This is a genomic window from Nostoc sp., assembly GCF_036917355.1.
Lineage (GTDB): Bacteria > Cyanobacteriota > Cyanobacteriia > Cyanobacteriales > Nostocaceae > Nostoc.
Map to the genome: position 1 here is coordinate 1 of NZ_JBALDP010000007.1, position 14,550 is coordinate 14,550.

Here is a 14,550-nt window from a genome sequence, read left to right on the forward strand (position 1 = left end):
GTGGTTTCTTTCATGAGCTTTTTTCAACGTGAAAGCTATGCTAATTAAGCATTGTACTCTTTTTTACTCTCCTGTTTTGTCTAAGTCCCGTTAAGCAACTTCAAATGAGATCGAGGTGTGGGCTATTACGGCGTGTATATTGCAAAGTCCCTCTCCCAAGTTTGGGAAAGGGATTTAAAGTGAAAGCTCTTTGATTCAGATTTTACGCTGGCACGACAAATTTCTCGCTACCAGCCAGTTCAAAGGCTGCATGAATAGCTTGCAAAGCTTTAACACCTTGCTCTTGTGCCACAACACAACTAATTTTGATTTCTGAGGTGGCAATCATTTGAATATTGATTTGGTGTTGGGCTAAAGCTTCAAACATTTTAGCGGCAATACCTGGTTGTCCTACCATACCTGCACCAACAATACTCACTTTAGCGATCGCACTATCTAAAACAACTTCACCCCATCCTAACTCTGCTGCTACTTGGGTAAGCATTTTTCTGGCACTTTCCCCGTCTATCCGCGAGACTGTAAAGGCAATATCGCGCCTGGGAACGCCATCAATCACCCGACAACGTTGAGATTGGATAATCATATCAACACTAATATTATGTTGCGCTAATAATCCAAACAACTTCGCCGCCATACCTGGCCGATCTGGCAATTGGCGAATAGCAAGACGCGCTTGATTCAAATCGAGAGCGACACCGCGAACGGGAGGACAATTGGGCAGAGGGACAGCACTTCGGCTCCCTTCGACTACGCTCAGGGCAAGTCGCTCAGTGACCGAGGGGTGGAGGGGCAGAGGGGAATCTATGCAGGTACTCTCCCCTGCTCCCCTGCTCCCCTGCTCCCCTGCTTCTATTTCAAAGGCGGTGCGGAGTGCGTTGACGGCGCGATCGCATTGGTTGGCATTGACTACGCAACTTACTTTGACTTCGCTGGTGGAAATCATTTGAATATTCACGCCAGCTTCAGCTAATGTGGCGAACATCTTTGCAGCAACACCAGGACGCCCAATCATTCCCGCACCTGCGATGCTGACTTTAGCAATGTTATGTTCTACCATTACCTCGGCTTCGTCCAATTTAGGGTTAGATTGACTCCTCAGTGCTGGAGCGATCGCTGTTGCTACTGCTTCTGCCCGTTTTAATATTGGTGTTGTAACCGTAAAGGCAATGTCATTACTGTTACCTTCATGAACTGACTGAATAATCAAATCTACATCTACTTTTTGCCGAGAAATTTCGCCAAATAACCTGGCTGCTACGCCTGGTTTATCGGGGACGCGCAACAAAGCGACCTTTGCTTGGTTAGTGTCAAATTCTACATGATCTACAGGACGGGCAATTTCTAAATTAATTAGCGATCGCCCTTGGGGTTTGGCTGATGTCACCCAAGTACCTGGTTGATCTGTCCAACTAGACCTAACTACCAGGGGAACACCGTAGTTACGGGCAATTTCCACAGCACGGGGATGCAGCACTTTTGCGCCCAAGCTAGCTAATTCCAACATTTCATCGCAGCTGATAGCATCCATCAACTGGGCTTCGGCAACTAAGCGGGGATCTGTAGTGAGAATACCTGGAACGTCTGTATAAATTTCGCAAAAATCCGCTCTTAATGCAGCTGCGATCGCCACTGCTGATGTATCAGAACCACCACGACCCAAAGTCGTAATTTCCATCTCTCCGGCGCTAGAGATACCTTGGAAGCCAGCTACTACAACTACTTTACCTTCATTTATGTGGCGACTGAGGCGAGTAGTTTCAATATGCAAAATTCGAGCGCGGCTGTATTCAGCTTCAGTAACAATTCCTACCTGAGCGCCAGTCATGGAAATTGCGGGTTGTCCGAGTTCCTGCAAAGCCATGCTGAGTAAGGCAATTGTTACTTGTTCGCCAGTAGAAAGCAGCATATCCATTTCCCGGCGATTAGGATTTGGAGAAATTTCAGTAGCTAGTTTGACCAGTCCATCGGTGGTTTTGCCCATTGCCGAAACCACTACGACAATAGAGTTTCCAGCTTGAACAGTTTTATAAACACGCTGTGCAACAGCTTGAATACGTTCGACTGAACCGACAGATGTACCACCGTATTTCTGAACTATGAGCGCCATAACTTTTTATTTAATCAATTGTGCCTGCTTTCATCAACGCTTCCACCTGGTTAGGAAGCCTTCAAGGCTTATCAGTTATATAGTTTACTAAATATTGCGTCGAATACCCTATAATAATTGATTATTCAAAAATGACTTCTTCGTAGAGTGTGGCCATTGTTTCCTCAAAATCCACGCTATTGAGTCGAAATGATTGATGCTCTGCTGTGTAAGATTGTAAAATCCACAACCCTTGCTCATTGCGTCGAAAACACTCAACTCGCTGACATTTGGTATTAATTAAAACATACTCTTGCAGACTTTCCAGGGTTTGATAATCGGCGAATTTATCGCCTCGGTCAAAGGCTTCAGTAAAATTAGATAAAACTTCGACAATTAAACAGGGATATCTTTTATAAGCTGCTACGCAGCTAAATTTAATAAACAGTATTACCTTTCTTTTTATATCCTGTCTCATCAATAATCAGTGTTATTTCTCGTTCGGCTAAAACTTTGAGAATTAGCTTTAATCTAGCTTCTCTTAATTTCTCTATTTCCCAAGGGGATTCTGTTAGGAAATGTAATAACCCTTGCTCGTTACTTAATCCTACTACCCGTGCTATTTCTGGTAAGGTTTTGCGTTTAACCTCTGAAATCATTCTCAGATGAAGATATTTAAACGCTTCAAAACTTCTGACTTCTGAAAACAGCTTTCTATACCATTCACAGTAATCATCTACAAATTTTATCGTTTCAGCAGGCTCTCTTCCCCCAAACATAGTCCAGCAAATAGTTTACGACACTTCATTCTATTATTCTCTCATAAGAGTCATGGAAGATCGTTAATTATTAATAGCAACTCGATATTTTTTACTTTTTCCAGAAACTGTATTGGATCGTTACACTAAATTTAATTGCTAATTGTATTTTAGGATATGCAAAAATAAATGATAAAAGAATGTAATTACTTCAAAGGATATGCTAATGATACTTTAGGTAATTGATTTGTGACTGGTGATGATGTTATTATTAAGGGGTGGGTTGATTTTGGGTTTGTTATCTCCAAGAATTAACTTGTAATGTATCATAGACCAGAATTCATCCGTGTTGCAAATTGATTAGACCTCTTGCATAAATTACAAATTAAGAACCCCACCCCGCCAAAGCGTAGCTTTGTCACCCCCTCCCCGAAAGCGGGAAGGAAATTAAGTGATGGGGTGTTAAGTACTTTTGCAAGATATCTATTGATTAGCAGTGTGAAATGGCTGTGGGTCTGAATATCTAGACTTGATACCAATAAATTGATGAGGTTACAGAGGAGCAAATAACCATGAGCAACTTAACATCTTTACATACCGAAGTTCAAAAAACGAAGAAAAAAAGTTTAGCCGCAGATAAAAAGCCTCGAGCTACAGATGATATTGTGCGTAGTTATCTGCAAGAGATCGGGCGTGTAGATTTGTTGACTCGCGAACAAGAGGTTATTTTTGCTCAACAAGTGCAGCAGATGATGAATTTATTAGCTGCTAAGGAAGAATTGACTGTGAAATTAAACCATGAACCCACGCTGCAAGAATGGGCAGATCGGGTGGAGTTAAGTGTGGAGGTGCTAGAGCAACAGCTAAATTTAGGACACCAGTCCAAGCAGAAAATGATTCAGGCTAATCTCCGGTTAGTGGTAGCTGTGGCAAAGAAATACCAGCACCGGAACCTAGAATTTATGGATTTAATTCAAGAAGGTACTTTAGGTTTAGAACGAGGGGTAGATAAATTTGATCCCGCTCTTGGTTACAAGTTTTCTACTTATGCTTACTGGTGGATTCGTCAAGGAATCACACGAGCGATCGCTCAACAAGGACGTACAATTCGTTTACCTATCCACGTCTTTGAGAAACTGAACAAAATTAAACGAGTGCAGCGAGAATTATCTCAACAGTTGGGTCGCGTTCCTACTACTGCTGAAATTGCCACTGCCTTATCTTTAACACCTAGTCAAGTTCGAGAGTGTTTGTACCTAGCCCGTCAACCCTTCTCTCTAGAGGCGCGAGTTGGCGAACAACAAGATACAGAATTGCAAGACATACTGGAGGATGATGGTCCTTCTCCTGAAGATTATGCTGTTGAAGAATCTCTCCACCAAGACTTACAAGACTTATTGGCAAAGCTGTCTCCCCAGCAACGAGAAATATTAACCCTGCGCTTTGGTCTAACTGATGGGTATGAACTTTCTTTAGCACAAATTGGCGATCGCATGGGTATTAGTCGAGAACGGGTGCGTCAGATAGAACAAAAAGCTCTCAGTCTCCTCCGACGCCAAAAGGAACAAGTACGTAGTTATCTAGCTAGCTAAAGTTATTTTTTCATAATTTAGGGCATTGAAACTCAGGAAGTCACCATAATGGCTGTATAAAATTCAGTCATTCTGGGGGAAAATAAACCTAAATAATCTCTCTTAAAGATTTGATATGAGTACACCAAAGACAGTGCAACAATTGCAGGTACAATGGGTGACTTCTGAAAACTTTCGGCCTTATGGACAGGTGATTTTTGCAAGTCTTGATGGCAAAGCTTACGATGGAGAAGATGCCCAGTTAAACCTGCAAAACGGGATTCCACGATTTTATCTTATGCGGTTGGAGAAGATAGGGCGAAAGTTTCACAAAATTACTCGCCATGTGCAATGCACTCAATGTCTGGGTTCTTTGGAAGGGAAGGATTGGTTAATTGCAGTTTGTCCTCCCCATAATGATGTGAATGAACCAGCATTAGAAGATATTGCTGCTTTCCGCATTCCGGGGAATTGTTTTATCAAGCTACATGAGGGTACTTGGCACGCTGGCCCCCATTTTGACCATGAAGCTGTGGATTTTTATAATTTGGAACTAGCTGATACCAATATGGTGGATCATTTCACCCATGATTTTCTCAAGAGTCATCAATTAGAGTTTGAGATGGTTTAGGTAAGATTAGGTTTAATTATAGATATAGACAAGCCATTTTCTTGAATCAGTTCAAGTATTACGTCAGTTTGGTTATGATGTTGTATGGATGTGTAATGTTAGCCTAGAAATTGTATCCCAGCAGAATGGTTGCATAGAAGTTTCCACTGCCTTTGAAATTTTTCTTAAACATTCATTTTATGTCTTCTTCCAAGTCTCAATCTTCTGACAAAAGCTTTGTCTACCGCGAATTTGGCAATGACAACTCCGCTGCTACAGAAAGACCGATTCCAGAACTACCCCCACAACAACAAAATCTGAAAGTACAAGCTTCCCGCAAAGGACGCAAAGGCAAAACCGTCACAGTTGTTAGCGGTTTTCAAGCCAAACCGGAAACCTTAGCAGATTTAGTGAAGCAGTTGAAAACCCAGTGTGGCACAGGTGGAACACTTAAAGACAACGAAATTGAAATTCAGGGCGAACACAAACAGAAAATTGTCGAGATTTTGACCAAGCTAGGTTACAAAGCCAAGATTAGCGGTGGCTAATGTGTTGAGTGCGGTTTACCGTATCTTAAGCGCTATCTAGATTAAGAGAGGGAATGTTATCTTTGAGAGGTACAAATATGCTTGAACAGTGGTAAATTAGTTTGTCAACAAGCTGTTTTTTCTGAGATTAACAGGAGGTTTAAATGGATTTAGTTCGGATTCTGTGTGCCATTTTCCTGCCGCCTTTGGGAGTTTTTTTACAAGTAGGTTTTGGTATAGACTTTTGGATTAATATACTTTTGACGCTGTTTGGTTACATTCCTGGGATTATTCATGCAGTGTGGATAATTGCTAAGAAATAATTCTTTGTAGAAGTAGGTTAAGCGTACCAATATCTGTGTTAGTGATTGTTATAGAGGCAATTCATAAATTGCCTCTATAAAAAAGTTTATGAACTTAACTACCTTGTACTCGTAACTTTAATTAAACAAAAAACTCTAAAAATACTTACTATTTTATTTTTGAAATATATATAAACACTACCCAAGAAAACCCGATATCTAAATAAAAGTTGTAAAAACAATATTTATCAAGTCTTTAATGTAAGCTTTTGTGTGGCAGAAAATACCGAATTAACGCTAACTTTTTAACATGGCATAGAGTCTAAACTCTAGAAGCAAGGGGCAGATGTGCAATTGCCATTGCACAGTTGAGACGTTCAAATCTTTGATTAACCCAGTGCGTATATCTAATACCCAGCCGTGAACCATAGGTGCTTTTCGCTCATGGAGTACTTGACGCATGACGGAAGTTTGGTAAAGATTTTTCACTTGCGCCACAACATTGATTTCCGCCAAGCGATTCAAACGTTCTTCTCTTGTTGGCAAGGCGTCAATTTCTTCTTGTTTCTCTAAATACAGTTCCCGAATTGGATTTACCCAGTTATCAAGAATTCCGATAGTTCTCCCTTCTAAAGCTGCCTTAATTCCTCCGCAATCGTAGTGACCACAAACAATAATGTGTTCCACTTTCAGGTGTAAAATTGCGTATTCTAAAACGGCTAAAAAGTTTATATCCGTTAGAGAAACTTGATTGGCAATATTACGATGTACAAATAACTCTCCTGGTTCAGTACGGGTAAACTTTGTTAATGCCAGACGACTATCAGAACACCCAATGTATAGAAAAGGTGGTGTTTGTCCATTAGATAATTCTTGAAAGTAAGTTGGATCTAGAGCTAGCTTTTCGGCAACCCAAGCCTGATTATTTCTGAGGAGTTCATCAATGCTGTTGTATTTCATCTTTCGTCAACTTCGAGAGAGAATCTCATCAATATTTTATTTTAACTGATCTACAGTTTTGTCTAAATCAAGATGAACTTACTCAAAACTAAAATCTTATAAAGATGACAATTTTTTTCAATCGGGGGCAACAACTTTGTTATCGTTATGATGGTTGATTGACCAACGGTGATCGATAGTTACAGAGGAAAACTCGCAAATTTCTTCTAGTCGTTTTTGCTGTACAGCAGCTTTACGGAGAGTAATAATTAGCTGATTCACCTGATGCCTTAAATCTGGGTTATCATTTACAGCTAACATAGTTTGTCTTTCTAAGAGTTGAAGTATAAGTTCGTAGTGAATAGGCGAAGGTAGAGGAATTTGCTCCATGAAGTTAACTTTTGATTTCATATTTGGGATTTTGTATTAGTCACAGTTTATTTCTTATTAATAAATTGTTACATAATAAATAACTAGTTGCTTATGGCTTTGGTTTGATTAGCAATGAAGATTTGGCAAAGATATTAATGCTATTTGATAGCAAAGTGCTGCGTGTATACGCATAGTATGCCCAATTGCTTAACTATTATGTGCAGTTGCCCTGCGCCTTTTAGGGCAGGTGGGGTGTTTATTTTAAAAATTCCTCGGTAATATACGAGCGATCGCAGCGCCGGGATCTGGTTGTTTTACCAAAGATTCTCCAATGAGTACAGCAGAAGCACCTGCTGTCAGCACTAAACTCAAATCTTCTGGGTTGTGTAGTCCTGACTCGCTAACAACAAGGATATTTTTCTCTTGCAATTGTCTACCCCTGGCAGCCAAAAGTTGGCAAGTAGTTTGCAGATCGACAGAGAAATCTTCCAAATTGCGATTATTGATTCCTACTAAGGAGACCCCATCTAAAGCTAACACACGGTCAAGTTCTGCTAAACTATGGACTTCAATCAAGGCTGCCATTTTCAGGTTGTTAGCAATTTTCAGGAAGTATTGCAAATCTTGATCGCTTAAAATAGCCGCAATCAACAAAATAGCATCTGCACCCTGAACCCGCGCTAAATACATCTGGTAAGGATAAATGACAAACTCTTTACACAGTAGGGGTAAATCTACGGCAGCCCGGACTTTGGCTAAATTGTCAAAACTACCTTGAAAGAACTTGACATCTGTGAGTATAGAAAGACAACTAGCACCTCCTTGCTGATAAGACAGGGCGATCGCTACTGGGTCAAAATCTGCTCGTAAAACGCCTTTACTCGGTGAAGCTTTTTTAACTTCGGCAATCAATGCTGGCTTTGTCTGACCTTGACGCAAAGCGGCAACAAAATCACGGGTTGGTGGCGCAGAGAGTGCCTGATGTTGCAATTCCCGTAAAGGCAGCCTTTCACGCATTTGGTCTACTTCTACTTCTTTATGCCAGACAATTTCTTCCAAAATGTTGTTTGGCGCTGCATCAGGTACGGCAGCCTGATAACGTAACATAGACACGGAAATAGCTGGGTTAGGTGAACGGCGACGGATTTGCATAATTAGTCATTGGTCATTGGGCATCCCTTCGGCTTCGCTCAGGGCAAGTGGGCATTAGGCATTGGGCATTGGTCATTTGTCCTTGTTTATTAGCAAAGGACAAATGACGGAGGACAAATGACTAAATGGCTCGTTTATAAGCTTCGTCTAGGACTTCTGAGAGAGTCGGGTGGGCGTGAACTAGATGTGCAAGATTGTGGACAGATTGACGGTTGGCGATCGCAGCTGACGCTTCATGAATTAAGTCTGAGGCGTGCAGTCCAAAAATGTGGACTCCTAAGACTTCTCCGGTGTCTTTGCGATATATCACCTTGGCAATACCGTCGGCTTCATTTTCTGCCAACGCTTTGGAATTTCCTTTGAAGTAACTCCTACTGGTGGCGATTTCAAATCCTTCAGCTTGTCCCAACTCCTTAGCTGCTGTTTCAGTTAAGCCTACATAGCTGACTTCTGGGTGGGTAAATGCTGCCGCTGGGATGCTGCGATAGTCTACTATTCTTTCCCTCCCAACTATATTTTCTACCGCGATGATGCCTTGAGCAGAAGCCGCATGTGCTAACATCATCTTCCCATTAGCGTCGCCAATTGCCCACAAATGCGGTACGACTTCACCTGCTGAGAGTACTGCCATGCGATCGTCTACTGGAATAAAATTCCGCCGATCTACTTCCACGCCCACTGACTCTAAACCAAGATTTTTGGTCGCTGGGATGCGTCCCGTAGCCACCAAGCAAGCATCTACTTCGATGACATCTACATCTTCTTTGGTTTTGAAATCTGCTAATTCAATTACCACAGGTGAACCTGGGATAACTTTTTTGGCGTATATCCCAACTTTCGTTTCAATATCGCGGGGAGTAATTAGCACCCGTTCGGCAAGTTTGGCAATATCGCGGTCAAATCCTGGCATTAACTGATCTAGGGCTTCAATCAAAGTGATTTCACAACCCAAAGCTGAGTAAATATCAGAAAATTCTAAACCGATGTAACCACTACCAATAATTGCCACCCAGTCTGGTAACGACTCTAATTTGACACCTCGATCGCTGGTAAAGACAGTTTTGCCGTCTACTTCAATCCCTGGAGGCACAAAAGGAATTGAACCGGGCGAAAGGATAATGTCTTTGGCTGTGATGGTTTTTTCACCACCGTCTCCGGTTACAGAGACTTTTTGCGCCCCAGCGATTTTTCCCCAACCTCTGATGATATCGACTTTTAGACGTTTGAGGCTGTTGGTTAAGTCGCCTTGAATTTTCGAGACGAGATCGTTAGCATGATTAGCGATCGCTTGGCGATCGAATTCTACGCTACCAATTTGAATTCCCAGTGACTTGAGGTGGTGAGCATTGCGTAACTCCCGCACACGTCCAGATGCTGCTAGCAGCGCTTTAGAAGGAATACAGCCCCGATTAACACAGGTTCCTCCCATATCAGCAGCTTCAATAATTGCTGTTTTCAAACCACAACTTACGGCGTGTAAGGCTGCGCCATGTCCGCCTACACCAGCGCCGATAATTACTAAATCGTAATCATATCCTTGACTCACGTTAGTTTCCCCGTGTGCTTCGCCTATTTATTCTCAACTTGACCGACAATCAGCGCAACCCTTTTAACAGTTATCAGTTATCAGTTTTATCGCTGAACTCTAAATCCCTTACCTTACATTACCCTGACTGTTTACTGTTGACTGTTCACTGATTTCAGGTTCGGGTATTGCTAACTCAAATTATGATTCACTCACTTCTGGCGAAAATATGGATATTTTCATTATATGGGTTGGTTTTCCCAGAAAAGCGACAAGAAATTAAGTGAGTATTTGCAGGGTAATAAAGCTGATTCCCAGTTCTGAGCGAGTTAATGAATAGAAATTGCAGTCTCATTCAGAATCTCCACACCTTTTTCTTTACAGCGCGTTAGCGTAACACTAAGCTGGATTTAGGATTGATCCAGAAGATTTACGCAGGCGATCGCTCGATGTCTATTCCCCCAATTAGTGAATTTACTATCCGCCGTCATGCCAACGCCAAATCTTTCCAGCGGGGCGAGGCATATTATAACGCTGGTGCTGTTAATGCCGTTATCCAACGTGGTCATCTGCTTCAGGCAGATGTTGTAGGCACTGAAGCTAAACCTTATCATGTCAGCCTGAATTTCGATAGCAGTGGGTTAACCTCAGTAAAATGCACCTGTGCCTACGACTATGAAGGGTGGTGCAAACACATTGTCGCCACGATGCTCGTTTGTGTGCGTAACTCCGAAAATATTGAGCAGCGCCCTACCCTTGAAGAACTACTAAATCGCCTGGATCGTATCGAAACTCAAAGGCTGCTGCAAGAGTTAGTAGCAGAATACCCCCCCCTAATTGAGGCAATTGACCGTCATGTAAGTTGGATGACAAATTCTGCTGACAACCAAACAAACATAAAATTTGTGCGCCGCAATACTCTCGATCCGGCTCTCTTCCGGCGGCAAGTACGGCAGATTCTCAAGGATACCGTGCGCTACTTTGAGGAGGGATACGAAGATGACCCGATTGGCGAAGATTTGCTGAGTGTAGTGCAAACTGCGGTAGATTTTAGCGAACGGGGAGAAGGTGAAAATGCGATCGCTATTTTGTCAGCGATTACCTCTACTTGTGCGGAAAATTGGGATGATGTTGCCGAATACGGCGCTGAAAATGATGAAGTTGTCGCGGAATTAAATAATGCTTGGTGTGAAGCAATTCTGATCGCCGAACTTACTCCAGAAGAAAAAGTTGATATTCAAATAAATTTGGAAGCTTGGCAAGATGAGTGGAATGCTGATTTTGGTCTAGTTATGGAGGCTTTACGCCAAGGTTGGGATTATCCTCCACTGGTACAAGTTCTCCAAGGTAACATTACTGAAAGGGGAGCATGGGAAGAAGACGTACCAGATTATGCTGATGATTTGGCATTAATTCGCCTGAAAATTCTCGAACGTCAAGAACGTTATCAAGAATACCTGCATTTAGCAGAAGCGGAAGGGCAAACCCAGCAATATCTAACAATGTTGGGGCGTTTAGGCAGGGTGGAAGAAGCAATTGATGCTGCTCAAACCCAGATGAACTCAATGGAAGAAGCCTTTGCCCTAGCAAAAACACTCAGCATTCAGGGGGTGTTACAGCAAGCATTAGATATAGCCCAGAGTGGATTAAATTTACCGGGTAATTGTCAGTATGAATTGGGAATTTGGACAAGTGATTTAGCTATTGAGTTGGGTAATAATGAAGCTGCCTTATTAGCAATCAAGGCGGCTTTTCAAATGAAGCCGTCTTTTGTGGATTACCAAAAGATGGCAGAATTAGCTGGGGAAAACTGGGAAAGTGTCAAAACAGACCTGCTAAGAATTGTCCGTACTTATAGTGGTTGGGAAACAGAATCAGCCAAGGTGGATATATTCTTGCATGAGGTGCTAATTGATGATGCAATTGCGATCGCTAGTGAACTAAGTTCCGATCGTTCAGAGTTAATTCACCGAGTTATGGATGCTGCTATCTTTCATAATCCTGGTTGGGTGATTGCTAATGCTCGTCGCCGTGCCGAAAAGATTATGGATGCAGGTAAAGCCGAATACTATTATTACGCGGTTGAATGGTTGAAAAAGGCGCGTAATGCCTACTTGGAATCTGGGAAGAAAGCTGACTGGTTAAGCTATCGGGAAAACTTGATGCAAACTCACGCTCGTAAACGTAAATTGATGGGAATGTTTAAGGAAAGTGGTATGGAGTAGACCTTTTGCAAAAGTGCTTTTTGCAAGAGAGGGGAAAAGGGTAAAGGTTAAAGGGGAAGGGGAGAATACAGAACTTTTTCCCCTTTTCCCGACTTATGCAAGAAGTCTAGTGAATAAGGACAGCAGGTAGAAGGTTGCAATGAGCGGCTTGTCTTTTAGAGACGCACAAGGGGAAGACCTACACTGATTGCAGCAGACTAAATCAGAAATTTGGTATAAGATTTAAACTGCAAAAAAAGCATGGAGACCCTACATGTAGCTTGCTTCCACGTATTGGGATGGGAAGCCTTTGATACCAAGTTCGGGTGATTACTTATAATAAAACTTTATCAATGTAATGTAGGTTGGGTTGAACGGCAGTGAAACCCAACATGAACAAAGATCAAACGTTGGGTTTCGTTCCTCAACCCAACATACAGATGTTATAAGTATTTAACTGAACCTGATATGACTACATAAATTTTGCCTACCAAGGATTTCGGGCAACGCATAATTAATTTCACCAGATATCTCATTGATACTTTTAAGTCTGCAAATAACCAGATGATTTAGCTTTTAAATTGAGATTTGCTCAAGATATCAACTTTAGCGACAAAAGATGAAGTAAGATTCACATCTGAAGCAGTCCCCGTATAATCTCATAGTTACTGACAAAAATAGTCCAGTGCAATGATTGATAAATACCCTCAGAATCTTATAGTGTCCTGCTTACCGCTGAGTATGTTTCTATTACTTAGCGGTACATCTTTAAGTCCACTGAAAGCTCAGGCTGTTGATACTACACAATTACCAACGAGTGATTTCACCATATCACAACAAATTCCACCACCACAGGATATCCAACCACCCACACCTTCACCACTTCCCTCACCTGAAGTGCCACAGCCACTCCCCCCACCAGCAGAACTACTTCCACCCTCTGCCCCAACTCCTACACCTGATACACCACTCCCTGGCAACTTTCCTCAAACTATTGTTGTTGAACGCTTTGAAGTTGTTGGTAGCACAGTTTTCAGTGCCCAAGAATTAGCCAAAGCCACTGCTGAATTTACCAAACGACCAATCTCGCTGACTGAAGTGTATCAAGCACGTTCTAAAATCACCGATTTATATGTCAAAAATGGTTACATTACCTCTGGTGCCTATATTCCACCTCAAACAATCCAATCTGGTGTTCTCAAAATTCAGGTGGTCGAAGGTAAATTAGAAGATATTCAGGTAACTGGAACTCGGCAGTTGAATCCGAATTATGTCCGTAGCCGACTAGCAATCGCAACATCACCGCCTCTAAATCGCAAGCGTCTATTAGAAGCCTTGCAACTTTTGCAACTTAATCCTTTGATTCAAAACGTGACTGCTGAACTCTCAGCAGGATCGCGCACGGGTACGAGTCTTTTGGAAGTTAAAATCAGTGAGGCAAAAACCTTTAGTGGCCAAATAGTTCTTGATAATGGGCGATCGCCTAGTGTTGGCAGTTTCCGCCGCGGATTACGATTGAATGAAGCCAACTTACTCGGATTGGGAGATGGTCTGAGTGTAGGCTACACCAATACTGATGGTAGCAACTCCTTTGACGCTAGTTACACATTGCCTCTTAATCCCCGCAATGGAACCCTTAGCTTAAATTATGGCACTACGTCGAGCAATGTCATTGAGCCTCCTTTCGACTTCCTAGATATCGAATCGGCGTCTCGCTACTACGAACTGACATTCCGCCAGCCAATAATCCAAACTCCTACACAAGAATTCGCTCTGGGGTTAACAGCTTCCCGACGCGAAAGTGATATCTCGTGGAAACCAGAATTTGGGCCCCCCTCTGACCTTTCACCTGGATCTGATGAACAGGGACGTACCAGAGTATCTGCATTGCGATTTTTTCAAGAATGGACGAGCCGTAATAGCCGTGAAGTCATTGCCCTACGCTCTCAATTCAATTTAGGCATAGATGTGTTGAATGCCACAGTTAATCAAGATGCTCCTGATAGCCGTTTTTTTGCTTGGCAAGGGCAAGCGCAGTGGGCGCGCCTTTTAGCTCCTGAAACTTTATTGTTATTACGTTTAAATACGCAACTAGCATCTACAAAACTTCTGCCGATAGAGCAATTTGGCATCGGTGGACAGGATAGCATTCGCGGCTACCGTCAAGATTACCTACTGACAGATAATGGCACTTTTGTTTCTGCGGAAGTTCAAGTACCAATTCTGCGCTTACCGCAGATAAATAGCATCTTACAGGTTATCCCCTTTGTAGATTTTGGTGTTGGCTGGAATACTTCTGGTAAAGATAATCCCGATCGTAATACTTTAGCTGCTGTTGGTCTGGGGTTGCGTTGGGCACAGGGCGATCGCTTTACCGTTCGTCTTGACTGGGGTATTCCTTTGGTATCTGTTAACTCAAATGAGAGAACATTACAAGAAAACGGCCTCTATTTTAGTTTACTCTATAATCCTTTTTAAGCGCTGTTCATCTCCACCTTAGTAAG

11 protein-coding genes and 2 pseudogenes are annotated in these 14,550 nt (G+C 42.2%); 6 read left to right on the plus strand and 7 right to left on the minus strand.

Annotated features, from left to right (window positions below):
• Window positions 1-202: 202 nt before the first annotated feature.
• The 3 genes and pseudogenes from V7K53_RS01565 to V7K53_RS01575 all read right to left on the minus strand — a co-directional run.
• A complete protein-coding gene (locus tag V7K53_RS01565) occupies window positions 203-2,107 on the minus strand; it encodes an aspartate kinase (RefSeq protein WP_335195930.1) in 1,905 nt (634 codons plus the stop codon).
• 121 nt (window positions 2,108-2,228) lie between these two features.
• Window positions 2,229-2,507 (minus strand): annotated as a pseudogene (locus tag V7K53_RS01570) (Uma2 family endonuclease); the annotation flags it as partial.
• Window positions 2,508-2,532: 25 nt separating this feature from the next.
• Window positions 2,533-2,865 (minus strand): annotated as a pseudogene (locus V7K53_RS01575) (transposase); the annotation flags it as partial.
• Between the two features lie 551 nt (window positions 2,866-3,416).
• Here V7K53_RS01575 and V7K53_RS01580 point away from each other — a divergent pair.
• The 4 genes from V7K53_RS01580 to V7K53_RS01595 all read left to right on the plus strand — a co-directional run bounded on the left by V7K53_RS01580 (window position 3,417) and on the right by V7K53_RS01595 (window position 5,875).
• A complete protein-coding gene (locus tag V7K53_RS01580; RefSeq protein WP_335195931.1) occupies window positions 3,417-4,436 on the plus strand; it encodes an RNA polymerase sigma factor, RpoD/SigA family in 1,020 nt (339 codons plus the stop codon).
• A 115-nt stretch (window positions 4,437-4,551) separates the two neighbouring features.
• Window positions 4,552-5,046 (plus strand): ureidoglycolate lyase, encoded by a 495-nt coding sequence (locus tag V7K53_RS01585; protein WP_335195932.1) that lies wholly within the window; start codon window positions 4,552-4,554, stop codon window positions 5,044-5,046.
• A 179-nt stretch (window positions 5,047-5,225) separates the two neighbouring features.
• Window positions 5,226-5,573 carry a translation initiation factor gene (locus V7K53_RS01590; protein ID WP_322735908.1) on the plus strand — a complete coding sequence of 116 codons (348 nt, stop codon included), beginning with the start codon at window positions 5,226-5,228 and terminating at the stop codon, window positions 5,571-5,573.
• Window positions 5,574-5,716: 143 nt separating this feature from the next.
• Window positions 5,717-5,875: a YqaE/Pmp3 family membrane protein gene (locus V7K53_RS01595; RefSeq protein WP_179065728.1), complete on the plus strand. Its 159-nt coding sequence runs from the start codon at window positions 5,717-5,719 to the stop codon at window positions 5,873-5,875.
• 276 nt (window positions 5,876-6,151) lie between these two features.
• Here the strand turns inward: V7K53_RS01595 and V7K53_RS01600 are convergent, their stop codons facing one another.
• From V7K53_RS01600 to lpdA, 4 genes are all read right to left on the minus strand, one after another.
• The gene (locus tag V7K53_RS01600; RefSeq protein WP_335195933.1) at window positions 6,152-6,814 is read right to left on the minus strand and encodes a carbonic anhydrase; all 663 of its coding nucleotides are present in this window, start codon (window positions 6,812-6,814) and stop codon (window positions 6,152-6,154) included.
• Window positions 6,815-6,931: 117 nt separating this feature from the next.
• On the minus strand, window positions 6,932-7,183 hold the full coding sequence (locus V7K53_RS01605; protein ID WP_094349807.1) for a DUF5340 domain-containing protein: 252 nt from the start codon (window positions 7,181-7,183) through the stop codon (window positions 6,932-6,934).
• A 243-nt stretch (window positions 7,184-7,426) separates the two neighbouring features.
• Window positions 7,427-8,317, minus strand: coding sequence for an indole-3-glycerol phosphate synthase TrpC (gene trpC / locus V7K53_RS01610; protein ID WP_335195934.1), 891 nt, complete (start codon window positions 8,315-8,317; stop codon window positions 7,427-7,429).
• Window positions 8,318-8,438: 121 nt separating this feature from the next.
• Window positions 8,439-9,863 carry a dihydrolipoyl dehydrogenase gene (gene lpdA, locus V7K53_RS01615; RefSeq protein ID WP_335195935.1) on the minus strand — a complete coding sequence of 475 codons (1,425 nt, stop codon included), beginning with the start codon at window positions 9,861-9,863 and terminating at the stop codon, window positions 8,439-8,441.
• Between the two features lie 428 nt (window positions 9,864-10,291).
• On the opposite strand from lpdA, the gene V7K53_RS01620 reads away from it, so the two are divergent.
• Together V7K53_RS01620 and V7K53_RS01625 are read left to right on the plus strand one after the other, a co-directional pair.
• Window positions 10,292-12,067: an SWIM zinc finger family protein gene (locus V7K53_RS01620; protein ID WP_335195967.1), complete on the plus strand. Its 1,776-nt coding sequence runs from the start codon at window positions 10,292-10,294 to the stop codon at window positions 12,065-12,067.
• Between the two features lie 720 nt (window positions 12,068-12,787).
• On the plus strand, window positions 12,788-14,524 hold the full coding sequence (locus tag V7K53_RS01625) for a ShlB/FhaC/HecB family hemolysin secretion/activation protein (protein WP_442940461.1): 1,737 nt from the start codon (window positions 12,788-12,790) through the stop codon (window positions 14,522-14,524).
• Window positions 14,525-14,550 lie beyond the last annotated feature (26 nt).